Here is a 22,709-nt window from a genome sequence, read left to right on the forward strand (position 1 = left end):
GCATGCGAGCGGTCCGCTATCTCGGCGATAACACGGTCACGCTGCTGCACACGGGAATGGCCCTGTTCCCGGCCCTGCTTGCGGCCATCGACACGGCGCAGCAGTCGGTGTATTTCGAAACCTATATCTTTGCCGACGACGCCACCGGCCAGGCCGTGTGCGCGGCCCTGTGCCGCGCCGCCCGCCGCGGGGTGCAGGTGTATGTGATCACCGACTGGTGGGGCACGGGGCGCGTCCACAGCGCCAGCCTGCACGCGGAACTGAGCGCGGCCGGGGCCGGCCACCGCAGCTTCAATCCCTGGTTCCGGCGCGGCGTCTCGCGCACCCACCGCAAGCTGTGCGTGGTCGACCGGCGCGAGGCCTTCGTCGGCGGCATCAACACCAATGACGATCTGCTCAGCGACGACGGCAGCGCCCAGCCGCTGCCGGCCCCGCGCTGGGATTTCGCAGTCCATGTGCGCGGGCCGCTGGTGGCGCCGATCCACGAGGAGCTGCAGGCCCAGTGGGCGCGCCTGGGCCGCCTGTCGCTGCTGCGCCGGATCGGCCTGTACCGCGACCTGCGCCGCTTCCAGCGCTCGCAGCCGGGCCAGCCGACGGAGGCCGGCTTCGTCGTGCGCGACAATCTGCGCAACCGCGCGATGATCCAGCGCGCCTACCTGCAGGCGATTGCGAATGCGCGCGACAGCGTGCTGATGGCCAATCCCTATTTTGCGCCGGGACGCAAATTCCGCGCCGCCCTGGCCCACGCGGCGCGCCGTGGCGTGCGTGTGCGCCTGCTGATCGGGGTCGGCGAGCATGCGCTGCAGGACGCCGTCGCCAAGGCTTTCTACCCGCGCCTGCTGGCCGATGGCGTCGAGGTGATCGAATACCGCAAGACCCAGCTGCACGGCAAGGTGGCCGTGGTCGACGGCGTCTGGGCGACGGTCGGCTCGAGCAATGTCGACGGCCTGTCGCTGTTCGTCAACCAGGAAGCGAACGTGGTCGTGCGCGACGCCCGTTTCGCGGCCGATCTGCGCCACCGGATCGAGGCGGCCATGGCCGAGGGCGTGGCCGTCAGCCCGGTCGACTTTGCCAACATCCCGTGGCAGCGCCGCCTCGGCTACAGCCTCGCCTACTGGATCTACCGCGCCCTGATGCGCGTGTTCGCGATAGGATATGCGTGATGGATGATTACCGGATCGACAAATGGCTGTGGGCGGCGCGTTTTTTCAAGACGCGCTCGCTGGCGGCCCAGGCCGTGGACGGCGGGCGCGTGCGCCTCGGCGGCGAACGCATCAAGCCGGCGCGCACGGTGCGCCTGGGCGAGGTCTACCAGATCGACAATGGCGCGGAGCAGTGGGAAGTGGTGGTGCGCGGCCTGTCGGCCCAGCGCGGCCCGGCCACGGTGGCGCGCACCCTGTATGAGGAAACCGCCGACAGCCTGGCGCGCCGTGCCCTCAATGCCGAGAACCGGCGCCTGTTCCCCGAGCCGGGCCTGAGCATCAAGGGCCGCCCCACCAAGCGCGACCGGCGCCGCCTCGACGAGCTGCCCTAGTTACACGTAGCCGAGTTCCATGGCGCGCAGCACGGCGCGCACGCGGTCGCGCACCCCGAGTTTCGACAGGATGTTCGAGACGTGGTTCTTGATCGTGCCTTCGCTCGGGCCGAGCGTGGCGCCGATCTCGCGGTTGTTCAGGCCGGCCGCCATCAGATGCAGGATTTCGATTTCGCGCGCCGACAGCGGATCGGGCAGGGGCGAGGCGTCAAAGCCGGTCGGATGGCGCGCCACGGCCGCCAGCAATCGCTCGGTCAGCACCGGGCGGAACACGGTGCCGCCCGCGGCCACCGCGCGGATCGCCTCGGCCAGGCGTTCGAGCGAAATGTCCTTCAGCAGAAAGCCGCGCGCGCCGGCGCGCATGCCGGCGAACAGCACGGCGTCGTCGTCGAAGGTGGTCAGCAGAATCGTCGGCGGCAGGTCGCCGCGGGCGCCCAGGGCCTCGAGCACGGCCAGGCCGTCCATGCCGGGCATGCGCACGTCGAGCAGCAGCACGGCCGGCGGCGCGGCGGCGATACTGGCCAGCGCGGCGACGCCGTCGCCGGCTTCGGCCTGCACGCGGATGTCGGGCGTCAGGGCCAGCAGGCCGCTGATCCCGCTGCGTACGAGCTGCTGGTCGTCGACCAGAGTCACTTCGATCATGTTTGCCACTCCAAAGGGATACGCGCGTGCAGGCTGAAGCCGGCGCCGGGCCGGGCCGTGCAATGCAGGCTGCCGCCGACGGCAGCCACGCGCTCGCGCAGCCCGCGCAGGCCATTGCCCTCGGCCGCCGCGCCGCCGCGGCCGTCGTCGGTGACCTCGATCTCGAGGGCGCCGGCGCTGGCCTGCACGCGCACCCGGATCTGGCTGGCCGCCGCGTGGCGCAGCGCATTGGTCAGGCCTTCCTGCACCAGATGGAAGGCGCAGTCGGCGATCAGGGGCGCGTCCAGTGGCGGCGCGTCGAAGTCCAGGCTGACCGGCGGCGCCGGCACGGCCGCGCACAGCGCGCGCAGGGCCGGCTCCAGATCGAGCCCGAGGCGCGCGCGTTCGGCACTGATCACGGCGCGCACCTCGGCCAGCAGATCGCGCGCCAGGCCACGCGCCACATCGAGCGCGGGCGGCACCGGCGCGCTCTGGCGCGCGGCCAGGTCCAGATGCAGGTGCAGGGCGGTCAGGTGGTGGCCGATGGCGTCGTGCAGATTGCGCGCGATGCGCCCGCGCTCCGAGCTGCGCACCATGTCGGCCAGCAGGCGTTGGGTGGCCAGCAGTTCGCCATGCGCCTGCTGCAGGCGCAGGCGCGCGCTGCGTTCGCGCGCCATCAGGTGGCCGACGCCGACGGCCACGCTCTGCAGCAGGGCCGTCAGGCCGATCTTGATCAGCCACGGGAAGTCGGGCGGGGCCTGGCCCACGCCCAGGGCCAGTATCAGCAACTGGGTGGCCGGGGTGGCCAGCACGATCAGCAGCAGCCAGCGGCGCGCGGCGCGCCACGGCAGCAGATAGCCGACCGCCAGCAGTGTGAAGTAGAGCAGGTCGGCCGCGGCGAACAGGGCCAGCGCGCTCTGCACGCCGAGCCAGAAGCGCAGGCGCGCCGGCGTGGCCGGCCGGGCCGGATCGCTGGCGGTCCAGAAGGCCCAGGCGAACAGGGCGTAGGCGAGGGCGGCGCCGCCGTTGTACAGAGCCGTGTTCAGGGCCATCCGCGCGCTGCCCGCATAGCTGGCGCTCGGTGGAGCGCTCATCAGGTTGGCCAGGGCCTGGGCGCTGGCGGCCAGTGGCAGATTGCCCAGGCCCGCATAGGTCGCATGGGCGACCCACTGGGCGCCGGCGGTGATGGCGATGAAGGCCAGGCAGGGCACGAGGCCCGCCAGGCCGAAAGGATGGCGTGGTTTCCACATAGCGTGACTGTAGCGCGAAACGGCCGCATGCAGACTGTGCCGAAAGTCATGGCGGCCGGCTGCGACTTTCGGCACATGTGCGGCGGCGCGCGCCTGCGTACAGTAGCAGGCCTGTTCACTACGAGGAAGCGATACCATGCGAGCCCCAACCCTTTGCGCCGCCGCGCTGCTGGCCGGTCTGCTCAGTGCCTGCGGCGGCGGCCCCAGCGCCAGCCTGAATGTCACCGTCACCGCCCCGGCCGGCTGGAGCCAGGAGCAGGCCCTGAGCCAGTTCGACAGCCTGTGGTCGACCTTCGACCGCGACTATGCCCATTTCGAGGACAAGCAGATCGACTGGGACGCGCTGCGCAGCGAATTCCGGCCCCAGGCCGCGGCCAGCAAATCCCAGCCCGAGCTGCAGGCCGTGCTGCTGCAGATGCTGGGCCGCCTGCACGATCTGCATGTGCATTTCGACGGTCCCAACGGCAGCCAGCTGGCCAGCTATACGAATCCGCGCGCCGCGAATGTCGACCTGAACCTGCTGGCCAACTGGTTCAAGGGGCAGCAGGGCGTGCTGCTGCGCGACGAGCTGGGCTATGCGCGGGTGCCGGGCGGCGCCTATGTCGGCATCCGCAGCTGGCGCAATGGCGCCTTCAGCGTGGCCGACATCGACCAGCTGTTCGAGCAGCTGCGCGACAGCCCGGCCCTGATCATCGATGTGCGCATGAACGGCGGCGGCGATGACAGCCTGGCGGCCGCCTTTGGCGCGCGCCTGCTCGAACAGAGCCGCGTCATGCATTACACCAAGACGCGCAATGGCGCGCGCCACAGCGACTTCACCCCGCTCGAAGCGCGCATCGTGGAGCCGCGCGGGCCCTGGACCTACCGCGGCAAGCTGATCGTGCTGACCGGCGCCGCCAGCGCGAGCAGCACCGAAAGCTTCCTCAGTCTGCTGCACGGCCTGCCGAATGTGATCCTGCTCGGCGAGCGCAGCGCCGGCGCCAGCGGTAATCCGGCCAGCTACCGCCTGAATGCCGACTGGAGCTACACGGTGCCGCGCTGGGTCGCCTATGCGGGCGACACGCAGCCGATCGAAGACCGCGGCATTCTGCCCGATGTGACGGTGGTGGCGGCCGCGGCCGATTTCGCGGCCGGGCGCGACCCGGTGCTGGAAGCGGCCCTGGCGCGCCTGAAGTGAGCTAGACTCGCGGCATGTTCAGCCTGCTCATGATGCTGGCCGCCGCCCCGGCCGCGGCCCCGCTCAGCCAGCCCTACCGGCCCCTGTATGCCGAGCTGCAGCGCTTCCAGCAGGAGCAGGCGCGCCTCTACCCGGACCTGCAGGTGCGCGTCGTCACCTGGCCGCGCCAGAGCGGAGTGGCGCTCGACGGCCTGGTGCTCAGCCTGCGCTCGCACAGCGTCGCGCGCTCGCTGCCCTATCAGCTGTTCGGCGGGGTCGACCTGCCGCTCGATGCGGTCGCCGAGCGCGAGGACGCGGTGGTGTCGGTCAACCGCCCGGCCGCCAGCCTCGGCCTGAGCCTGCAGTACGCGGTGGCGATCCGGCCCGATGGCCGCTATCCGCTCGCGCGACTGCGCGCGGCCTGCGAGCAGGGCTTGCAGAAAGTGAAGTCCTTCTCCGTCGGCCACCGCCTGCGCCTGGCCAGCCAGCACTGCGCCGGCCTGGTCATGCGGTTTCAGACCCAGCCGGCCGTGGTCAGCCTGCACCCTGTCGCATTACCGCCACGGCCGCTGGCGGCCGTCACGCGCCGCCTGTTCGGCCTGCCCGTGCAGGAGGTGACGCTGCGCTTTGCCAGCCTGCCGGCCGCCGGTGAAGTGCGCACGGGGGCCGCGCCCGAGGTGATTGATTTCATTTTTGAATAAGCCTCATCACGCGCGCTTCTGCTGCGGTGCAGCAATAGAACATCACTTCTAAACTTCCCGTTTGACTTTTGCAGGGCAGTGGATAATAGTACGAACGTTCGGTTTCCTGCCTAACGGGTAGCTCTATTAATCACACAGCCAAATTCATGCGCAAGGGTGAAATGACCCGCGCCGCCATCCTCGATGTGGCGCTGGAACTCGCGAGCCGCGACGGTCTCGAAGGGCTCACCATTGGTCTGCTCGCAGACAAGATGAACATGAGCAAATCGGGCGTGTTCGCGCATTTCGGCTCGCGCGAAGACCTGCAGATCGAAGTCCTCAAGCTGTATCACCACCGCTTCGAACAGGAAGTCTTCTATCCGAGCCTGAAAGAGGCGCGCGGCATGGTGCGTCTGCGCGGCATGTATGCGCGCTGGATCAAGCGCGTCAGCGTCGAAATCGCCTCGGGCTGCATCTATATTAGTGGCGCGGTCGAATACGACGACCGTCCGGGCCCGATCCGCGAGGAGCTGGTGGCCATGGTGCGCGCCTGGCAGCAGGCCCTGCTGCGCTGTGTGGAACTGGCGATCGACTGCGGCGACCTGCGTCCCGACACCGATGCCAGCCAGCTGGTGTACGAGATGTACGGCCTGATCCTCGCCCTGCACCACGATGCGCGCTTCCTGCGCACGCCGGGCAGTGTCGAGCGCGCCAAAGCCGGCTTCGAGCGCCTGATGAAGGATTACCAGAACCCGCAACAGCGGGCTTAACCAATTCCGGGGCAGGTCCCCCGCCATTTCGCTTTATTTGGAGAACATCATGGGTCAGTACACCGCACCGCTGCGCGACATGCACTTTGTCTTGCACGAAATGCTGAATGTGTCGGAAGTTTTGAAGGAATTGCCGGCGCACGCCGAGACCGACGCCGACATCATCAACCAGGTGCTGGAAGAGGGCGCTAAGTTCACGCAGGAAGTGTTGTTCCCGCTGAACCACTCGGGCGACCGCGAAGGCTGCCACTATGACGCCGCCACCAAGAGCGTGCGCACGCCCCAGGGCTTCAAGGAAGCCTACCGCCAGTATGTGGACGGCGGCTGGGCCGCGCTGGCCTGCGACCCCGAATACGGCGGCCAGGGCCTGCCCATCGTGCTGAACAACTCCTTCTACGAGATGCTGAACTCGGCCAACCAGGCCTGGACCATGTATCCGGGCCTGTCGCACGGCGCCTACGAGTGCCTGAAGGAACACGGCACCGACGAGCAGAAGAAGTTCTACCTGCCCAAGCTGGTCTCGGGCGAGTGGACCGGCACCATGTGCCTGACCGAGCCGCACTGCGGCACCGACCTGGGCATGCTGCGCTCGAAGGCCATCCCGAATGCGGACGGCTCCTGGTCGATCACCGGCAACAAGATCTTCATCTCGGCCGGCGAGCACGACATGAGCGAGAACATCGTCCACCTGGTGCTGGCGCGCGTGCCGGACGCCCCCGAAGGCACCAAGGGTATCTCGCTGTTCCTGGTCCCGAAATTCATTCCCAACGCTGACGGCAGCGTGGGCGAGCGCAATGCCATCACCTGCGGCGCGATCGAAGAAAAAATGGGCATCCACGCCAACTCGACCTGCCAGATGAACCTGGACGGCGCCAAGGGCTGGATCATCGGCCAGCCGAACAAGGGCCTGAACGCCATGTTCGTGTTCATGAACGCGGCCCGCCTCGGCGTCGGCATGCAGTCGCTCGGCCTGACCGAAGTGGCCTACCAGAACGCCCTGGCCTATGCCAAGGACCGCATCCAAATGCGCAGCCTGTCGGGCCCGAAAGCGCCCGAGCGCGCGGCCGACCCGATCATCGTGCACCCGGACGTGCGCCGCATGCTGCTGACCGGTAAGGCTTTCGCCGAAGCCGGCCGCGCGTTCTGCTCCTACGTGGCGCTGCAGATCGACCGCGAACTGAACCACCCGGACGAAGACGTGCGCAAGGAAGCGGCCGACGAAGTGGCCCTGCTGACCCCGGTGATCAAGGCCTTCCTGACCGACAACGGCTGGATCGCCACCAGCGAGGCCCTGCAGGTCTATGGCGGCCACGGCTTCATCAGCGAGTGGGGCATGGAGCAGTATGTGCGTGACGCCCGCATCAACATGATCTACGAAGGCACCAACACGATCCAGTCGCTGGACCTGCTGGGCCGCAAGATCCTGATGGACAATGGCGCCAAGCTGCGCAAGTTCGGCGAGAAGATCAAGGCCTTTGTGGAAGACAATGGCCTCGATGAGTCGATGTCCGAATTCGTCACCCCGCTCGGCGAACTGGGCGACAAGGTCACCAAGCTGACCATGGAAATCGGCATGAAGGCCTTCCAGAATCCGGAAGAAGTCGGCGCCGCCGCCGTGCCCTATCTGCGCGTGGTCGGCCACCTGGTGTTCTCCTACTTCTTCGCCCAGCAGGCCAAGATCGCACTGGCCAAGCTCGACAGCGGCGACGATTTCTACAAGGCCAAGCTGGCCACCATCCGCTTCTACTTCGCCCGCCTGTACCCGGAAACGGCCATGCTGATCCGCCAGGCCCGCTCGGGCGCGGCCGCGCTGATGGCCCTCGAAGCCGATCTGTTCTAACCCGTCACAGAATCACTGAGGAAAAGTCATGACTAACTTCATCGTCAAGAAAGTCGCCGTACTCGGCGCCGGCGTGATGGGTGCGCAGATTGCCGCGCATTGCATCAACGCCAAAGTGCCGGTCGTGCTGTTCGACCTGCCGGCCAAGGAAGGTCCGAAAAATGGCATCGTGCTGCGCGCCATCGAGAACCTGAAGAAGCTCAACCCGGCCCCGCTCGGCAACAAGGACGACGCCGCCCTGATCGAAGTGGCCAACTACGAAGACGACCTGGCCAAGCTGGCCGGCTGCGACCTGATCATTGAAGCCATCGCAGAGCGCATGGACTGGAAGCACGACCTGTACAAGAAGGTCGCCCCGCACATCGCGCCCCAGGCCATCTTCGCCTCGAACACCTCGGGCCTGTCGATCAACACCCTGGCCGACGGCTTCGACGCGGCTCTCAAGGCGCGCTTCTGCGGCGTGCACTTCTTCAACCCGCCGCGCTATATGCACCTGGTCGAGCTGATTCCGACCACGGCCACCGCGCCGGCCATTCTCGACCAGCTCGAAGGCTTCCTGACCACCACCCTGGGCAAGGGCGTGGTGCGCGCCAAGGACACGCCGAACTTCATCGCCAACCGGGTCGGCATCTTCGGCATGCTGGCCATCATCCACGAAGCCGAGAAGTTCGGCCTGAGCGTGGACGTGGTCGACGACCTGACCGGCGCCAAGCTGGGCCGCGCCAAGTCGGGCACCTTCCGCACCGCCGACGTGGTTGGCCTGGACACGATGGGCCACGTGATCAAGACCATGCAGGACAATCTGGCCGATGATCCCTTCTTCCCGGTCTACAAGACCCCCGAAGTGCTGGCCCAGCTCGTGGCCAAGGGCGCGCTCGGCCAGAAGAGCGGTGCCGGCTTCTACAAGAAAGTCGGCAAGGACATCCTGCGCCTCGACTTCGCCAGCGGCGAGTACGTGGCCGGCGGCGCCAAGGCGGCCGACATCGTTGGCCGCATCCTGAAGGAAAAGGATCCGGTCAAGAAGATGAAGGCCATGCGCGAGTCGACCAATCCGCAGGCCCAGTTCCTGTGGGCGATCTTCCGCGACGCCTTCCACTACATCGCCGTCCACCTGAAGGACATCGCCGACAACGCGCGCGACGTCGACTTCGCCATGCGCTGGGGCTTCGGCTGGAATGTGGGCCCGTTTGAAACCTGGCAGGCCGCCGGCTGGAAGCAGATCGCCGAGTGGGTGGCCCAGGACATCGCCGAAGGCAAGGCCCTGTGCAATGCACCGCTGCCGGCCTGGGTGATGGAAGTCGACGGCGTGCACAAGCCGGAAGGTTCGTACAGCGCCGCCAGCAACAGCTATGTGCCGCGTTCCGACCTGGCCGTCTACGCGCGCCAGGTGTTCCGCGCCCCGGTGCTGGGCGCCGGCGCCATCGATGGCCGCACGGCCGGCGTCACCGTCCACGAGGACGAGTCGGTGCGCCTGTGGCATATGAACGACGAGGTGCTGGTCGTCTCGCTGAAGACCAAGATGCACACGCTCAATTCGGCCGTCGTGGCCGGCCTCGAGCGCGCCGTGGCCGAAGCCGAGCAGAACTACAAAGGCATGGTGATCTGGAATGCCGACGCGGCCGAAGGCGGCCCCTTCTCGGCTGGCGCCGACCTGCAGGAAGCCATGCCCGCCTTCATGATGGGCGGCGCCAAGGCCGTCGATCCGCACATCCGCAAGCTGCAGGACTGCTTCATGCGCCTGAAGTACGCGAACGTGCCGGTGGTGGCGGCCGTGGCCGGCATCGCCCTGGGCGGTGGCTGTGAAATGCTGCTCCAGTGCAGCAAGCGCGTGGCCGCGCTCGAGTCCTACATCGGCCTGGTGGAAGTCGGCGTCGGCCTGGTGCCGGGCGGCGGCGGCCTGAAGGAAGCCGTGTGCCGCGCCGCGGCCGAAGCCAAGGGCAATGACATTCTGCAGTTCCTGAAGGTCGGCATGCTCAACGCCGCCACGGCCGCCGTCTCCAAGTCGGCCCTGGAAGCGAAGGCCATGGGCTATCTGAAGGAAGACGACACGATCGTGTTCAACATCCACGAGCTGCTGCACGTGGCCAAGACCGAAGCGCGCGCCATGTACGACAAGGGCTACCGCCCGCCGCTGCAGAAGCTGATCCCGGTGGTCGGCCGCTACGGCATCGGCACCTTCACGGCCCAGCTGGTGAATATGCGCGACGGCGGCTTCATCTCCGCCCACGACTTCAAGCTCGGCACGATGATCGCCGAGATCGTGTCCGGTGGCGACGTCGACCAGGGCAGCCTGGTCAGCGAACAATACCTGCTCGACATGGAACGCAAGGCCTTCCTGGAATTGCTGAACCATCCGAAGACGCAGGAACGCATCATGGGCATGCTGCAAACCGGCAAACCGGTACGCAACTAAACCATGTCGCTCCTGTCACTGGGGTTCCGGGTACTGTTGAAAGTGAGGCCAAGCATGGTGTACGAGAAAATCCGGCAGCAAATGATGGACACGCTGCCCTTCGTGCGCCTGTGCGGCATCACGATCGACGCGATTGGACCCGGGACGGCCACGTGCTCGATGCCCGACGCGGCGCAACTGCACAACCATCTGCACACGCCCCACGCGGGCGCCCTGTTCACCCTGGCCGAAACGGCCTCGGGGGCGGCGATGGCCGGTGGGTTCGCCGAACTGATCCTGGAAATGCGGCCGGTCGCCAAGGAATCGCGCATCCAGTATCAGAAAGTGGCCAAAGGGGCCACGCGCGCCGAGGGCCGTGTACCCGGTGATCTGGCGGCCCTGAAAGCCGCCCTGAAGCAGGAAGGCAAGCTGGCGTTTCCGGTGCACGTCGACATTTACGACGCGCAGGACACGCTGGCCGCCCAAGTCCAGGTTGAATGGTATCTGTCCGCCAAACGCTGACCGACATAAGAGAGAACATCATGAGCAAACAAATTCAAGACGCATACATCGTCGCCGCCACCCGTAGCCCGATCGGCAAAGCGCCGCGCGGCATGTTCAACAAAACCCGTCCGGACGACCTGCTGGTGCGCGTGATTCAGCACGCCGTCAGCCAGGTGCCGAACCTCGATCCCAAGCTGATCGTCGACGCCATCATCGGCTGCTCCTTCCCCGAGGCCGAGCAGGGCTTCAACGTGGCGCGCAATGCCGTCGTCATGGCCGGCCTGCCGAACACCATCGGCGGCGTGACCGTCAACCGCTACTGCGCCTCCGGCATCACGGCCGTGGCCATGGCGGCCGACCGCATCCGCGTCGGTGAAGCCGATGTGATGATCGCCGGCGGCGTCGAATCGATGTCGATGGTGCCGATGATGGGCCACCACCCCTCGATGAACGTCAACATGTTCAAGGACGAGAGCATCGGCCTGGCCTATGGCATGGGCCTGACGGCCGAGAAAGTGGCCGAGCAGTGGAAGGTCTCGCGCGAGGCCCAGGACGCGTTCTCGGTCGAATCGCACCGGCGCGCCATCGCCGCCCAGCAGGCCGGCCTGTTCAAGGACGAGGTCTGCCCGGTCGAGATCACCTACCGCACGCCGAATCTGGCCAGCGGCGGGGTCGACCTCAAGACCCGCCTGGCCGAGCTGGACGAAGGCCCGCGCGCCGACACCAGCCTGGAAGGCCTGGCCAAGCTTAAGCCGGTGTTCGCCGCCAAGGGCTCGGTGACGGCCGGGAATGCCTCGCAGATGTCGGACGGCGCCGGCGCCCTGATCCTCGTGTCGGAAAAGATCCTGAAGGAACACAACCTGACCCCGCTGGCCAAGTTCTCCTCCTTCGCCGTGCGCGGCGTGCCGCCCGAGATCATGGGCATCGGTCCCAAGTTTGCGATCCCGGCCGCCTGCGCCGCAGCCGGCATCAGCCAGGACCAGCTCGACTGGATCGAGCTCAACGAAGCCTTCGCCGCCCAGGCCCTGGCCGTGATCCAGGATCTCGGCCTCGACACCAGCAAGGTCAATCCGATGGGCGGCGCGATCGCCCTCGGCCACCCGCTCGGCGCCACCGGCGCGATCCGCGCCGCGACCACCATCCACGCCCTGCGCCGTAACAAGCTCAAGTACGGTATGGTGACCATGTGCGTGGGCGCCGGCATGGGCGCGGCCGGCATCTTCGAAGCAATGTAAGACCCGCCAACAACACCCCGCAGGGCGGACCCCCGGTTGCGTGCGTGCGCCACAAGCGACGTACGAACCCGGCGGTCCGCCCTGCATCCATCTGGAGACAAGCGAACATGGACATTCTGAGCAGCCAAGCCGACGGCATTCTGACCCTCGAATTCAACCGCCCCGAGCGCAAGAACGCGATCACCGGCGCGATGTACCAGGCCCTGGCCGATGCGCTCAAGGCGGCCGACGCCGATCCGGCCGTGCGTGCGATCATCATCCAGGGCAAGCCCGAGATTTTCACCGCTGGCAACGACCTCGAGGACTTCCTGCGCAATGCGCCCCAGCCCGGCGTGGACAATAGCGACCGCCCGGTGTTCCAGTTCATGCGGGCGCTACACGGCTGCGCCAAGCCGGTGGTGGCGGCGGTGGCCGGCGCGGCGGTCGGGATCGGCACCACCCTGCTCATGCATTGCGACCTCGTCTACTGCGCCGACAATGCGCGTTTTTCGATGCCCTTCACCCAGCTCGGGCTGTGTCCCGAGTACGCCTCGAGCCTGCTGTTCCCGCAGATTGCCGGCCAGGCGCGTGCGCAGGAGAAGCTGCTGCTGGGCGAAGCCTTCAGCGCCGCCGAAGCGCTCGAGATGGGGCTGGTGGCGCGCATCCTGCCCGCGGCCGAGCTGAACGCGTACGCGCGTGCCCAGGCGGCCAAGCTGGTGGCCCTGCCGGCGGCCTCGATCCGCACCAGCAAGATGCTGATCAAGCGCAGCCGCCAGGCCGCGATCGACGACACGATGGCGATCGAGAACCAGCACTTCGCCGCCATGCTGAACGGCGCCGAAGCCAAAGAAGCCTTCACCGCCTTCTTCGAGAAGCGCAAGCCCGACTTCTCCAAATTCGACTAACGGAACGGTGTAACGGAACGGTGTCAGGTCCGGCGATCGGACATCGGGGAACTTTCGTCGCTCAGCTCTGTCGTCGCAGTTTGGCGAGCACGCGGCCGACGGTACGCGTTGACACGCCGGCCTGCGCGGCGATGGCCGCAATCGAGTACGCACCGCTGTCGTATGCCACGCCGATGGCCGTATCGCGGTCGCTGGCTTCTTGAAAGATCTCGCTGAGCGGCCCTGTTAGCGCCTGGCGCTGCTGGCGGTTGGCGTGCGTGCTACTGGGCTGGACCTGGCGGCAATGCTGCGCGATGAAGGCGGCGTCGCCCAGCACGCATTGGTATTGAACGGTGCGCAAGGGATGGGCGCTGACGGGCTGGCCGACGAAGCGCTGGTAGCCCAGCAGGCGCGCGCCGCCATCGCCAAACAGCGACAACGTGGCGTCGGCATCGAGCCACACGGGGCAATCCTGCAGGCCGAGCACGGCGCGGTGGCTGCTCCAGGGCCAATCCTCGGCCTGTGCCACCAGGCCCGCGCGTACCGGATTGAGCACGACATAGCGGGCCAGCTCGAGCAGGTGCCTTTCCTTCTGTACCAGGACCGCGTGATAGCGTCCTTGAAACAGGTGCCCGACCAGGCGGTGGCGCGCATTGAACCATTGCGCATAGCGGCCGTTCAGATCATGCGTGCCGCGCGCGAGATTCGGCTCCGGCGTTTCCAGCACCAGATGGTAATGGTTGCCCATCTGACAGTAGGCATGGATACGAAAGCGGCGGCGCTCGCAGACTTCCCCGAGGATGCGCAGCCAGAAGCGCCGGTCAATCTCATCCTGGAAAATGGGGCGCTGGCGGTTGCCGCGTGCGGTCAGGTGATAGACAGCGCCGGGGAATTCAAATCGCAGTGGACGGGTCATACGCGTTCCGGATCAAAAGGATGATCCAGCGTTGACCGCATCGACGCGAAAAAGTTCTTAAATGTCCGATCGCCGGACCTGACACCGTTCGGTATCTGCGGCGGGGCAGTAGCGCTCGCCGGGGCAGGGGTGGCAGTGGCAGAACACGCCGTTGCGGCCGGCGTGCTTGGCGCGGTACAGGGCTTTGTCGGCGCGCTGCAGCAGGGCTTCGTAATCGGGGTCGCCGGCCTGGAATTCGCTGACGCCGGCACTGATGCTGATCCGCAGCCCGCCCTCGCGCTCGACATTGAGCTCCTGCTCGACGCGCGCGCGCAGGCGCTGGGCGATCGTGGCCGCGCCGCGCGCACTGGTGTGCGGCATCAGCACCACGAATTCGTCGCCGCCGTAACGCGCCGCCAGGTCGGGCGCGCGCAGCTCGCTGCGGCAGATCGCGGCAATCGCGGCGATCGTGCGGTCGCCGGCCGGATGGCCGAACTGGTCGTTGATGGCCTTGAAGTGGTCGATGTCGAAGATCATCAGCGCGGCCGGGGTCGCATAGCGCGCGAAACTGTCGTACTGGGCCGCCAGCGCCGCCATCAGCTTGCGCCGGTTGTGCAGGCCGGACAGCTCGTCGACCTCGCCCTGCGTGCGCAGCGCGCCCTCGAGCGTGTGGCGCGCCGAGATATTGCTGGCCACCCAGAGCACCACGTCCTCGCCGTCGATCTGGAAGTCGAGCGCCTGCACGCGCCCTTCGAACCACATGGTCTCGTCGGGGCCGTCGGCGCCGAGGCCGCTGACGTCGCTGCTGTGCAGACCGTACTCGACCACATGCAGGCAACCGCTGGCCAGGGCGCCGGCGATCTCCTCGAGGAACCAGGCGGCCTTGTCCGGCACCAGCACCTCGCCGATCGTCTTGCCGATCAGCTGGCTGCCGTCGTGGTAGTAGCGGCTGTCGGTCCCGCCCAGGATCGCGACATAGCGCCCGCTGCGCGTGAGCACAAAGGCGGGGTCCGGCAGACGCGCCAGTATGGCGGCCATCTGACTGACGGAGAAGAGGGCGGTGGGTGGCATGATTGTGCATCTATGCTACCGAATTTGGCGGCCAAGATTCTTTCACATTATTGCGTTTGGGGAAGAAATGCGGCCGTCTGCAGAGGCGCCGTCCGTTTGCTAGAATCGTCCGGCTTGCCCTTTTGCCCACACTCCAAGGAGATCCCTGTGTCCCAATCGATTCACCAGCAATCCGTGGGTGTCTACACCCGTTTTCTGAACAATCTGCTGGCCATCCTCGACAAGGCGGTGGCCAATGCCGAGGCGCGCAAATTCGATCCGGCCGTGCTGTTCAATGCGCGTCTGGCGCCGGACATGTTCCCGCTGGCGCGCCAGGTGATGATCGTGACCGATCAGGCCAAGGGCGCCGCCGCCCGTTTGGCCGGCGTCGAGGTGCCGAGCTTCCCCGATACCGAAGCCAATTTCGGTGAACTCAAGGCGCGCGTGCAGAAGACCCTGGACTTCCTCGCGACCCTGAAGCCGGAGCAGTTCGCCGATGCCTATGGGCGCACGATCACGGTCAAGATCCCCAACCGCGAACTCAAATTCCGCGGCGAGGATTACCTCAACACCTATGCGCTGCCGAACTTCTACTTCCACCTGACGACCTCCTACGCCATCCTGCGCGCGCAGGGTGTGGACCTGGGCAAGTTCGACTACCTGGGCAGCAATCTGCCGCTGCTGCAGGAATGAATGCGCGGGCTGCTGACACCACGCTGTCAGCAGCCCCTCGCTAGACTGCGGGCCTCTTTACTGTTCTGGAGGACTTATGCCGCATACCACCACGGGCGTCATTGAACTGGCGCCTTTCCGTACCAAGCCCGGCGTCGATGAGCAGCAGCTGCTCGCCCGCATCGACGGCATGGCCCCTGCGCTGGCCGCCTTCCCCGGCTTCATCGGGCGCGATACCGTCAAGATGCACGATGGCAGCTGGATCGACATCGTGCGCTGGCGTGAACGCGCCGCCATCGAGTCGGCCATGCAGGGCGTCATGCACAGCCCGTCCTGTCTGGCCTTCTTCGAACTGCTGGACGATACCGGCGCGTCGATGCGCCATGGCCTGCTGATGCGCTCCCAGATCAGCTGACACCGATGCGTCGCGCCGACCGCCTGTTCCAGCTGATGCAGATTCTGCGCGCGCGCCGGCTGACGCGCGGCGCGCTGCTGGCCGAGCGGCTCGGCGTCTCGCTGCGCACGGTCTATCGCGATATCGCCGATCTGCAGGCGAGCGGCATGCCGATTGTGGGCGAGGCCGGGGTCGGCTACGCCCTGTCGGAACGCTGCGATCTGCCGCCGCTGCTGTTCTCGCGCGAGGAACTGGTGGCGCTGTAGTTCGGACTGCGGATGGCGGCGCAGTGGGGCGATCCGGCCTTGCGGGTGGCGGTCACCACGGCCGGTGAAAAAATCCGCAATGCGCTGCCGCGCGACCGGCGCGCCGCGGCCGATGCGGTCGCCCTGTTCGCGGCCGGCCCGCCCGAGCAGCCCTTGATTCTGGGCCCGCTGCGCGAGGCGATCGATACGCGCCGCAAGCTGACGCTCGACTATGCGGACGCGAATGGGACACCGAGCACGCGTACGGTCTGGCCTCTCGGCCTGGTCTGCTGGGGGCGGGTCTGGACCTTGAACGCCTGGTGCGAACTGCGTCAGGATTTTCGCGACTTCCGGCTCGAGCGCGTGCGCGCGCTGCGCGCCGGCGATCAGCACTACCCGCAGCAGGCGGGGCGCACGCTGCGCGACTACTGGGACCATATCGAGCGTCAGCATGGGGTGCGCATGCCGGCTGAATGGATCGAGAACCACGGAGGGTGGCGATGAAAAAAACGGCGCTGGCGGGCCTGCGTGGCCTGGGCCCGAAAAGCCAGGCCTGGCTGCACGCCATCGGCATCGAAACGCCCGAGCAGCTGCGCGCCTGCGACCCGTTCGAGGTCTATGCGCGCCTGCGCGACGTGGTGCCGGGCCTGAGCATCAATATGCTGTATGGCCTGATCGGCGCCATCGAGGATATCGACTGGCGTCAGGTGCAGCGCGAGCGCAAGCTCGCTATCCTGCTGCGCCTGGAGGCCATGGGCCTGCTGTAAGGCCTCAGGCTTCGTCGTCCACCGGCAGGGTCAGGCGCCCGGTCTGGTAGTCGTATTCGAAGGCTTCGCCATAGCGCGCCCATTCCACCGCGATCTCGAAGGCGCGGCGCGCTTCCTCGGTTTCCAGATGTTCTTCCAACAGGCGGGTGATGCGGCTGGCCGGCATGGCGCCCGTACTCTCGCGTTCGAGCAGCTCGCGGATGCGCGCCACCAGCGGCACGTGGGTCAGCAGCTGCTGGCCGAACAGCTCCTGGCGCAGCGTGTGGTCGCCCTGGGCGTAGTGGCGGCCCAGGGGCGTGAGCAGGATGTCGCCGCCTTCCACCATGGCCAGGCCGAGCATGCCGAGCGCTTCGTAGGTGGGGAACAGCTCCTCGTCGGCCAGCTCGGCTTCCTCGGCCATCTGGGGCAGGTCGGCGCGGCCGCCAAACGGCGGCTCGGCGATCAGATCGAGCACGCCTTCGATGCGCGCCACGTCGGTGTGCGGCAGGCGGTAGTCGACGAAGCTGGGCGCCACCGGACTGGTTTGCGGGGCCGGCACCGGGCGCTGGGTCATCAGGCCGTACACCTCGTCGATCAGGGCGCGCACCTCGCGCGAATCGGCGTCGCGCGGACGCGCCAGCGTGATCGGCACTTCGGTGCGGATGCGCCCCGGGTCGCTCGACAGGATGATGATGCGGTCGGCCATCACCACCGCTTCTTCGATATTGTGCGAGACGATCAGGATGCCCTTGGTCGGAATCGCGCGCTTGTCCCACAGCTCAAGGATGTCGGTGCGCAGTGTCTCACCGGTCAGCACGTCGAGCGCGGAGAAGGCTTCGTCCATCAGCAGCACATCGGGATTGGTGACCAGAGCGCGCGCGATGCCGACCCGCTGGCGCATGCCGCCCGACAGCTCGCGCGGCAGCGCGCCGCCGAAGCCGGCCAGGCCCATCAGCTCGAGCATGGCGTCCGCGCGCGCGGCCCGTTCGGCCGCCGCCACGCCCTGGGCTTCGAGCCCGAGTTCGACGTTCTGCTGCACGGTCAGCCAGGGGAACAGGGCGAAGCTCTGGAACACCATGGCGATGCCGGCCTGGGGGCCGTGGATGTCGCGCTCGCGGTAGCGCGCGCTGCCGCCTTCGGCCGGAATCAGGCCGGCGATAATCCGCAGCAGCGTCGATTTGCCGGAGCCGGATTTGCCCAGCAGGGCGACGATTTCGCCCTCGGCCAGGCGGAAGTCGACCCCTTCGAGCACGGTGCGCGGCTTGCCGTCGCTGGCACGGAAGGATTTGCGGATGGCTTTCAGGTCGATCAGGATCGGGTCTTGCATCTCTACTCCTCAGCTGCTGCGGTTCGCGGCCAGCAGGTACAGGCGGCGCCAGAAAAAGCGGTTCAGGGCCATGACGAATACGCACATCACACCGATGCCGAGGGCGATGCGGTGGAAGTCGCCGGCATCGGTCATCTGCTTGATATAGCTGCCCAGGCCGGCCGCCACCAGATTGGTTTTGCCCCAGCTGACGTATTCGGCCACGATGCTGGCGTTCCAGGAGCCGCCGCTGGCCGTGATGGCGCCGGTGACGAAGCTGGGGAACACGGCCGGCAGGTAGACGCGCTTCCATTTGAGCCAGCCGGACAGGCCGAGATTGTCAGCCGCCAGGCGCAGCTCGGTCGGCAGGGTGGTGGCCCCGGCCACCACGTTGAACAGGATGTACCACTGGGTGCCGAACACCATCAGGGGGCTGAGCCAGAGGTCGGGATTGAGCTGGTAGCGCACCAGCACGAACACTACCAGCGGGAACATCAGATTGACGGGGAAGGCCGCCAGAAACTGGGCCACGGCCTGCACCTTCTGGGCGTAGCGCGGACGCAGGCCGATCCAGACCGCGGCCGGCACCCAGATCAGCGAGGCGATCGCGATCAGCACCAGCACGCGCACCAGGGTGATGCAGCCAAGGCCGACCACGTGCAGGGCTTCACTCCAGCCGACATCGACATGCACGAAGGCGATGAAGCGCCAGGCCGCCAGCGCGGCCAGCAGCGCCATCAGCGCGTCGAGCACGCGCGGCCAGTGGCGGCTGTGGGCGCGCGCAGGGCGCGGCGGGGGATCGAAGGGCGGCAGCGTGAACCAGCCCAGCGCGCGGCCCAGCTGGGCCCAGAAGCGCTGGGTGGCGGCGCGCATTAGGCGGCTGCGGCGGGTCCAGTCGAGCAGCCAGGACGAGGGCGCGACTTCGTTCTGCGATTCTTCGAAGCGGAATTTATCGGCCCAGGCCAGGAGCGGGCGGAAGAACAGCTGGTCGTACAGCAGGATCCCGGCCAGCATGGCGCCGATGGCCAGCGCGATGGCGCTGCCGTTTTTCTGTTCGATGGCGACGGCGATGAAGGCGCCGATGCCGGGCAGCTTGATGTCCTGGTTGGCCACCGAGATCGCTTCGGCCGCGACCAGGAAGAACCAGCCGCCCGACATCGACATCATCATATTCCACAGCAGGCCGGGCATGGCGAACGGCAGTTCGAGGCGCCAGAAGCGCTGCCAGCCGGACAGGCGGAACACGCGCGCGGCCTCGGCCAGTTCGGGCGGCACCGTGCGCATCGACTGGTACAGGCTGAAGGCCATATTCCAGGCCTGCGAGGTGAAGATCGCGAAGATGGCGGCGCACTCGACCCCCAGCAGATTACCGGGGAACAGGGCGATGAAGGGCGCGATTGCGATCGCCTGGAAGCCGAGAATCGGCACCGACTGCAGCACGTCGAGCAGGGGCACCAGGATTTTTTCGGCGAAGCGGTATTTGGCCGCCACCGCCGCGAACACGAAGCTGAAGACCAGCGCGCAGGCCAGGGCCATGAACATGCGCAGGATCGTGCGCAGCAGGTAGTAGGGCAGGTAGGCGGCGTCCAGCACGATCGGGGTCGGCTGGCCGATCACGAAGGGGCGGCTCATCTGCATGGCGCCAAACGCCAGGATGGCCAGCACGGCCAGCACCAGTGGCAGCAGGGCCCAGTCCCAGCGGTTGGGCGTGGTGGCCAGCAGATTGCGCGCGCCGCGCTGAGGGGTGAACAGGTTGAGCATGGCGGTCCTTATCGCTGCAGATGCAGGCGCAGTGCGGCCAGGCGCACCGGTCCCCGTTCGGCATTGTAGCCCGGGTGGACGATGCGCTGCAGGTCGAGACTCAGGTCGAGGCCGGGGGCGAGGGCGGCGCTGTACCAGGCATCGGCGATCTGCTCGCTCGCATAACGCAGGCGGCCGTCGCCGAGAAAGGCGCCGTGGCCGCCGGCGCCCAGATAGGCGCGGTGGGCCGCGTGCAGGCCGTTGCGGGCGCCGCCCAGGCCGAGGCGGTCGTCCGCGCGGCCCCAGCCGGCGCCGCGCAGCACCAGACCGGCGCTGGCGCTCTGCTCGATCTCGGCGAACGAATAGGTTTCGGTGTGGCCGTCGCTGCTGCCCAGGCGGGCGAACAGGCCGAGCGCCGCGCTCAGGTCCTGGTCCCAGGACAGGCCGAGGCCGCGCTTGATCTGCTCGCGCCGCACGCTGGCCAGGTCGGGCGCGCCCGGCTGGCTGGCCAGGGCATCGGCGAAGGCGCCCATGCGCGCGCGGTTGCGAAACACCAGCACGCGCAGATTGCCGGCCTGGCCGTTCCAGTCGTAGCCCTGCTCGAACTCGGCCTGGTCGGCATGGTGGCGCGCCAGCGCGTGGTCGAGCGGCAGGCCGTTCGATTCCTGCGGCACGGCGAAGCGGCCGATGCGCCAGACCCGTTTGCCGTCGACGTATTCGAGCGCCGCGCCCCAGCTGTAGCCGCGCGCGTCGGCCGGATAGTCCCAGGCCCCATTGGCCATCAGGGCCGCATTCAGGAAGGCGCTGCGCGGGTCGTGCGCATAGCGGTTATTGTCGAACAGGTCGGCGGCCGACAGATTGCCGGCCGTGAGCACCAGGCGGCGCGTGGCCTGGCTGCCGGCCAGCTGGTGCACATCGTCGGCCACGGCTTCGCGCGTCTCGCTCAGCGCCCATTGCTGGCGCAGATAGGCGCGTGCCCGGTACAGCGTGATGCCGCTGGCGCCGGCCTTGGTCTGCTCGCCATTGCTCAGGCCGCCCAGGCCGTGCAGCTCGGACAGCAGGCGCCCGCCGATGGCCTCGGCATCGAGATAGACCTCGGTCTCGGGACCGAGGCGCAGGCCGGCGCTGGCCGTCGCGCTCAGCGACTGGCCCTGGGCCGCCTGCGGGCGCAGGCTGTAGGCGCCCGTGTAGGGCGCGCTGAAAGCGGCCTGCTGCTGCCACACGCGGGTGGCCTGCAGGTGCAGGTTCCAGTCGTCGTCGCCGGCGTGCGCGCACGGCACGGCCAGGGCCGCCAGCGCTGCCAGCAAAAAGTGCTTGCTCATGTATGCCTCCGCATTCGCTGCGGAGCGCCGCGCATGATTGAACGTGTGTGCTTGTGGCGGGGGAGTGCGCGCGTGCGCGCGGGAGACCCCTCATCGGCCCGGTGGCAGATGAGGGTGAGGCCGGTGGCCTGCCTTATCTTGCCGGGCGGTGGCCGGTGTCGGACCGGCCTGAACTACCACTCGAACAAGTGCCCATGCAGGGGCTCCAAAAAATGAAAACGGCGTAGTGTAGGCGATCGTCTTTACGAGAGTCAACGCCGAACCCGTTTCAAAATGTAAGTCTGCGGCCGCCAGATGTCGCTGTCATGACAGGGGAACTTGGCCCGCCGCCCTGATGTCGAACAGACCACAATCACCTTCAGGAGGTAGCGATGATGCGCATAATTCTGATGCTGCTGGCATTGCTGGCGGCGCCCGTGCTGGCCCAGGACCAGACCCTGTCCAAGGCCGACCAGAGCATTTTTTCCGACCTGGCCGTGGCGAATATGGCGGAAGTGGAGTGGGGCAAGCTGGCCCTCAGCCATGCCAGTGCGGACGAGGTCAAGCGCTTTGGCCAGCGCATGGTGGACGAACACGGCCAGGCGCTGACCCAGGTCCAGCAGCTGGCCCAGAGCAAGGGCGTCAGCCTGCCGACGGCGCTCGACGCCGCCCATCAAAAAATCGCCGACAAGCTGGCCGGCCTGAATGGGGCGGACTTCGACAAAGCCTATCTGCAGCAGGCCGGCATGGACGCCCACCGCAAGGTGCTCAGCAAGCTCAAGGCCGCGCGCGGCAAGGCCAAGGACGCCGACCTCGTGGCCCTGATCGACAAGCTGCAGCCCGCGGTCGAGCAGCACCTGCACGATGTGCCGGGCAAGCGCCGCTAGCCGGGTTCAGCCCGTCTTGCGCATCAGGGCGCTCATGGCCGGGGCTTCGCTGGCCAGGGCCGCGGCCACGCGCGCCTGATCGCTGGCGCTGCGGTTCTGGCTGGCCTTGCATTTGCCGTCGATGCGCGTGATCACGATCTCGATGCCGACGATGGCCTGCAGCAGCTTGTCGATGTAGTCGCGCGGCGCGTCGTGCACGGACCAGGGGGCGGCGCGGCCGGCCTCGTGGCGCGCGGTCAGGCGTTCCAGCAGGGCCAGCAGCCATTGCGGGTCCTCGATGGCGCGCAGGCGCCCGTGCGCATGCACGACCGCGTAGTTATAGGTCGGCACTTCGCGGTGGTGGCTGGCCTTGCCCTCGTACCAGCTGGGCGAGACATAGGCGCTGGCGCCCGAGAACACGACCATGGCGGCGGCCTCGGCCTGGCGCCAGACGGGGTTGGCGCGCGCCACGTGGGCGCGCAGGGTGCCCAGCGGCGCTTCTGGCGTCGGGTCGATCAGGCAGAAGGGCAGGTGCTCGGCGTCGAGGCCGGCGGCCGTGTGCGTGACCAGGGCGCCGAGCGGATGCGCGGCCATCAGCGCGTGCTGGCCGGCCAGGCTGTCGAGGCTGAAGGCGGACGGGGTGTACATG

Annotated in this window: 24 protein-coding genes; 16 read left to right on the top strand and 8 right to left on the bottom strand. The window is 67.5% G+C overall.

Annotated elements, in window-relative coordinates:
- Positions 1 to 2 precede the first annotated feature (2 nt).
- Positions 3 to 1,163, top strand: a complete 1,161-nt coding sequence (gene clsB / locus LZ005_RS11665; RefSeq protein WP_237808239.1) for a cardiolipin synthase ClsB — start codon at positions 3 to 5, stop codon at positions 1,161 to 1,163.
- Positions 1,163 to 1,534, top strand: coding sequence for an RNA-binding S4 domain-containing protein (locus LZ005_RS11670; RefSeq protein ID WP_237808240.1), 372 nt, complete (start codon positions 1,163 to 1,165; stop codon positions 1,532 to 1,534). Before clsB ends, LZ005_RS11670 begins: the two co-directional genes overlap by 1 nt.
- On the opposite strand, the gene LZ005_RS11675 is transcribed toward LZ005_RS11670, so the two are convergent.
- Positions 1,535 to 2,176: a response regulator transcription factor gene (locus tag LZ005_RS11675; RefSeq protein ID WP_237808241.1), complete on the bottom strand. Its 642-nt coding sequence runs from the start codon at positions 2,174 to 2,176 to the stop codon at positions 1,535 to 1,537.
- A complete protein-coding gene (locus tag LZ005_RS11680; protein ID WP_237808242.1) occupies positions 2,173 to 3,405 on the bottom strand; it encodes a sensor histidine kinase in 1,233 nt (410 codons plus the stop codon). Before LZ005_RS11680 ends, LZ005_RS11675 begins: the two co-directional genes overlap by 4 nt.
- Before the next feature lie 136 nt (positions 3,406 to 3,541).
- Here LZ005_RS11680 and LZ005_RS11685 point away from each other — a divergent pair, with 136 nt between their 5' ends.
- From LZ005_RS11685 to LZ005_RS11720, 8 genes are all read left to right on the top strand, one after another.
- Positions 3,542 to 4,582 (top strand): S41 family peptidase, encoded by a 1,041-nt coding sequence (locus tag LZ005_RS11685; RefSeq protein WP_237808243.1) that lies wholly within the window; start codon positions 3,542 to 3,544, stop codon positions 4,580 to 4,582.
- 14 nt (positions 4,583 to 4,596) lie between these two features.
- Positions 4,597 to 5,262: a hypothetical protein gene (locus LZ005_RS11690; protein ID WP_237808244.1), complete on the top strand. Its 666-nt coding sequence runs from the start codon at positions 4,597 to 4,599 to the stop codon at positions 5,260 to 5,262.
- A gap of 146 nt (positions 5,263 to 5,408) precedes the next feature.
- Positions 5,409 to 6,011, top strand: coding sequence for a TetR/AcrR family transcriptional regulator (locus tag LZ005_RS11695; RefSeq protein ID WP_237808245.1), 603 nt, complete (start codon positions 5,409 to 5,411; stop codon positions 6,009 to 6,011).
- Between the two features lie 49 nt (positions 6,012 to 6,060).
- Positions 6,061 to 7,851, top strand: a complete 1,791-nt coding sequence (locus LZ005_RS11700; protein ID WP_237808246.1) for an acyl-CoA dehydrogenase C-terminal domain-containing protein — start codon at positions 6,061 to 6,063, stop codon at positions 7,849 to 7,851.
- Between the two features lie 28 nt (positions 7,852 to 7,879).
- A complete protein-coding gene (locus LZ005_RS11705) occupies positions 7,880 to 10,264 on the top strand; it encodes a 3-hydroxyacyl-CoA dehydrogenase/enoyl-CoA hydratase family protein (RefSeq protein ID WP_237808247.1) in 2,385 nt (794 codons plus the stop codon).
- 54 nt (positions 10,265 to 10,318) lie between these two features.
- Positions 10,319 to 10,765, top strand: a complete 447-nt coding sequence (locus LZ005_RS11710; RefSeq protein ID WP_269106663.1) for a PaaI family thioesterase — start codon at positions 10,319 to 10,321, stop codon at positions 10,763 to 10,765.
- Positions 10,766 to 10,785: 20 nt separating this feature from the next.
- Positions 10,786 to 11,982 carry an acetyl-CoA C-acyltransferase gene (locus tag LZ005_RS11715; protein ID WP_237808249.1) on the top strand — a complete coding sequence of 399 codons (1,197 nt, stop codon included), beginning with the start codon at positions 10,786 to 10,788 and terminating at the stop codon, positions 11,980 to 11,982.
- 107 nt (positions 11,983 to 12,089) lie between these two features.
- Positions 12,090 to 12,866 (top strand): enoyl-CoA hydratase, encoded by a 777-nt coding sequence (locus LZ005_RS11720; RefSeq protein WP_237808250.1) that lies wholly within the window; start codon positions 12,090 to 12,092, stop codon positions 12,864 to 12,866.
- A gap of 61 nt (positions 12,867 to 12,927) precedes the next feature.
- Here the strand turns inward: LZ005_RS11720 and LZ005_RS11725 are convergent, their stop codons facing one another.
- Positions 12,928 to 13,761 carry a transposase gene (locus LZ005_RS11725; protein ID WP_237808251.1) on the bottom strand — a complete coding sequence of 278 codons (834 nt, stop codon included), beginning with the start codon at positions 13,759 to 13,761 and terminating at the stop codon, positions 12,928 to 12,930.
- A gap of 57 nt (positions 13,762 to 13,818) precedes the next feature.
- Entirely contained in the window at positions 13,819 to 14,811 is a 993-nt protein-coding gene (locus tag LZ005_RS11730; protein ID WP_237808252.1) for a GGDEF domain-containing protein, read from the bottom strand.
- Positions 14,812 to 14,958: 147 nt separating this feature from the next.
- Here LZ005_RS11730 and LZ005_RS11735 point away from each other — a divergent pair, with 147 nt between their 5' ends.
- The 5 genes from LZ005_RS11735 to LZ005_RS11750 all read left to right on the top strand — a co-directional run bounded on the left by LZ005_RS11735 (position 14,959) and on the right by LZ005_RS11750 (position 16,868).
- Positions 14,959 to 15,483: a DUF1993 domain-containing protein gene (locus LZ005_RS11735; protein WP_237808253.1), complete on the top strand. Its 525-nt coding sequence runs from the start codon at positions 14,959 to 14,961 to the stop codon at positions 15,481 to 15,483.
- Between the two features lie 76 nt (positions 15,484 to 15,559).
- Entirely contained in the window at positions 15,560 to 15,877 is a 318-nt protein-coding gene (locus LZ005_RS11740; protein WP_237808254.1) for an antibiotic biosynthesis monooxygenase, read from the top strand.
- A gap of 5 nt (positions 15,878 to 15,882) precedes the next feature.
- A complete protein-coding gene (locus LZ005_RS21790) occupies positions 15,883 to 16,122 on the top strand; it encodes an HTH domain-containing protein (protein WP_307727798.1) in 240 nt (79 codons plus the stop codon).
- A gap of 12 nt (positions 16,123 to 16,134) precedes the next feature.
- Positions 16,135 to 16,605 carry a WYL domain-containing protein gene (locus LZ005_RS11745; RefSeq protein WP_307727799.1) on the top strand — a complete coding sequence of 157 codons (471 nt, stop codon included), beginning with the start codon at positions 16,135 to 16,137 and terminating at the stop codon, positions 16,603 to 16,605.
- Positions 16,602 to 16,868 carry a TfoX/Sxy family DNA transformation protein gene (locus LZ005_RS11750; protein WP_237808255.1) on the top strand — a complete coding sequence of 89 codons (267 nt, stop codon included), beginning with the start codon at positions 16,602 to 16,604 and terminating at the stop codon, positions 16,866 to 16,868. Before LZ005_RS11745 ends, LZ005_RS11750 begins: the two co-directional genes overlap by 4 nt.
- Positions 16,869 to 16,872: 4 nt before the next feature.
- Here the strand turns inward: LZ005_RS11750 and LZ005_RS11755 are convergent, their stop codons facing one another.
- Genes LZ005_RS11755 through LZ005_RS11765 form a run of 3 tightly spaced genes read right to left on the bottom strand, consistent with a single transcriptional unit; the run spans position 16,873 to position 21,215 of the window.
- Complete coding sequence (locus LZ005_RS11755) at positions 16,873 to 18,174, bottom strand: nitrate/sulfonate/bicarbonate ABC transporter ATP-binding protein (protein WP_237808256.1); 1,302 nt, start codon at positions 18,172 to 18,174, stop codon at positions 16,873 to 16,875.
- Positions 18,175 to 18,183: 9 nt separating this feature from the next.
- Positions 18,184 to 19,914 (bottom strand): ABC transporter permease subunit, encoded by a 1,731-nt coding sequence (locus LZ005_RS11760; RefSeq protein ID WP_237808257.1) that lies wholly within the window; start codon positions 19,912 to 19,914, stop codon positions 18,184 to 18,186.
- Between the two features lie 8 nt (positions 19,915 to 19,922).
- Positions 19,923 to 21,215 carry a carbohydrate porin gene (locus tag LZ005_RS11765; RefSeq protein ID WP_237808258.1) on the bottom strand — a complete coding sequence of 431 codons (1,293 nt, stop codon included), beginning with the start codon at positions 21,213 to 21,215 and terminating at the stop codon, positions 19,923 to 19,925.
- Between the two features lie 371 nt (positions 21,216 to 21,586).
- On the opposite strand from LZ005_RS11765, the gene LZ005_RS11770 reads away from it, so the two are divergent.
- Positions 21,587 to 22,081: a DUF4142 domain-containing protein gene (locus LZ005_RS11770; RefSeq protein WP_237808259.1), complete on the top strand. Its 495-nt coding sequence runs from the start codon at positions 21,587 to 21,589 to the stop codon at positions 22,079 to 22,081.
- Between the two features lie 6 nt (positions 22,082 to 22,087).
- On the opposite strand, the gene LZ005_RS11775 is transcribed toward LZ005_RS11770, so the two are convergent.
- The gene (locus LZ005_RS11775; protein WP_237808260.1) at positions 22,088 to 22,708 is read right to left on the bottom strand and encodes an FMN-binding negative transcriptional regulator; all 621 of its coding nucleotides are present in this window, start codon (positions 22,706 to 22,708) and stop codon (positions 22,088 to 22,090) included.
- Between the last annotated feature and the right edge of the window lies 1 nt (position 22,709).

The sequence above is a fragment of the Massilia sp. TS11 genome, from assembly GCF_022012445.1.
Taxonomy (GTDB): Bacteria; Pseudomonadota; Gammaproteobacteria; order Burkholderiales; family Burkholderiaceae_D; genus Telluria.

What these genes read in the sequence shown, in the direction of transcription:
- LZ005_RS11705 (WP_237808247.1), top strand. Translation starts at nt 7,880, where the DNA reads ATGACTAACTTCATCGTCAAGAAAGTCGCCGTACTCGGCGCCGGCGTG.
- clsB (WP_237808239.1), top strand. Translation starts at nt 3, where the DNA reads ATGCGAGCGGTCCGCTATCTCGGCGATAACACGGTCACGCTGCTGCAC.
- LZ005_RS11760 (WP_237808257.1), bottom strand. Translation starts at nt 19,914, where the DNA reads ATGCTCAACCTGTTCACCCCTCAGCGCGGCGCGCGCAATCTGCTGGCC.
- LZ005_RS11685 (WP_237808243.1), top strand. Translation starts at nt 3,542, where the DNA reads ATGCGAGCCCCAACCCTTTGCGCCGCCGCGCTGCTGGCCGGTCTGCTC.
- LZ005_RS11680 (WP_237808242.1), bottom strand. Translation starts at nt 3,405, where the DNA reads ATGTGGAAACCACGCCATCCTTTCGGCCTGGCGGGCCTCGTGCCCTGC.
- LZ005_RS11695 (WP_237808245.1), top strand. Translation starts at nt 5,409, where the DNA reads ATGCGCAAGGGTGAAATGACCCGCGCCGCCATCCTCGATGTGGCGCTG.
- LZ005_RS11710 (WP_269106663.1), top strand. Translation starts at nt 10,319, where the DNA reads ATGGTGTACGAGAAAATCCGGCAGCAAATGATGGACACGCTGCCCTTC.
- LZ005_RS11740 (WP_237808254.1), top strand. Translation starts at nt 15,560, where the DNA reads ATGCCGCATACCACCACGGGCGTCATTGAACTGGCGCCTTTCCGTACC.
- LZ005_RS11755 (WP_237808256.1), bottom strand. Translation starts at nt 18,174, where the DNA reads ATGCAAGACCCGATCCTGATCGACCTGAAAGCCATCCGCAAATCCTTC.
- LZ005_RS11725 (WP_237808251.1), bottom strand. Translation starts at nt 13,761, where the DNA reads ATGACCCGTCCACTGCGATTTGAATTCCCCGGCGCTGTCTATCACCTG.
- LZ005_RS11770 (WP_237808259.1), top strand. Translation starts at nt 21,587, where the DNA reads ATGATGCGCATAATTCTGATGCTGCTGGCATTGCTGGCGGCGCCCGTG.
- LZ005_RS11700 (WP_237808246.1), top strand. Translation starts at nt 6,061, where the DNA reads ATGGGTCAGTACACCGCACCGCTGCGCGACATGCACTTTGTCTTGCAC.
- LZ005_RS11775 (WP_237808260.1), bottom strand. Translation starts at nt 22,708, where the DNA reads ATGTACACCCCGTCCGCCTTCAGCCTCGACAGCCTGGCCGGCCAGCAC.
- LZ005_RS11745 (WP_307727799.1), top strand. Translation starts at nt 16,135, where the DNA reads ATGGCGGCGCAGTGGGGCGATCCGGCCTTGCGGGTGGCGGTCACCACG.
- LZ005_RS11730 (WP_237808252.1), bottom strand. Translation starts at nt 14,811, where the DNA reads ATGCCACCCACCGCCCTCTTCTCCGTCAGTCAGATGGCCGCCATACTG.
- LZ005_RS11690 (WP_237808244.1), top strand. Translation starts at nt 4,597, where the DNA reads ATGTTCAGCCTGCTCATGATGCTGGCCGCCGCCCCGGCCGCGGCCCCG.
- LZ005_RS11720 (WP_237808250.1), top strand. Translation starts at nt 12,090, where the DNA reads ATGGACATTCTGAGCAGCCAAGCCGACGGCATTCTGACCCTCGAATTC.
- LZ005_RS21790 (WP_307727798.1), top strand. Translation starts at nt 15,883, where the DNA reads ATGCGTCGCGCCGACCGCCTGTTCCAGCTGATGCAGATTCTGCGCGCG.
- LZ005_RS11715 (WP_237808249.1), top strand. Translation starts at nt 10,786, where the DNA reads ATGAGCAAACAAATTCAAGACGCATACATCGTCGCCGCCACCCGTAGC.
- LZ005_RS11750 (WP_237808255.1), top strand. Translation starts at nt 16,602, where the DNA reads ATGAAAAAAACGGCGCTGGCGGGCCTGCGTGGCCTGGGCCCGAAAAGC.
- LZ005_RS11675 (WP_237808241.1), bottom strand. Translation starts at nt 2,176, where the DNA reads ATGATCGAAGTGACTCTGGTCGACGACCAGCAGCTCGTACGCAGCGGG.
- LZ005_RS11765 (WP_237808258.1), bottom strand. Translation starts at nt 21,215, where the DNA reads ATGAGCAAGCACTTTTTGCTGGCAGCGCTGGCGGCCCTGGCCGTGCCG.
- LZ005_RS11670 (WP_237808240.1), top strand. Translation starts at nt 1,163, where the DNA reads ATGGATGATTACCGGATCGACAAATGGCTGTGGGCGGCGCGTTTTTTC.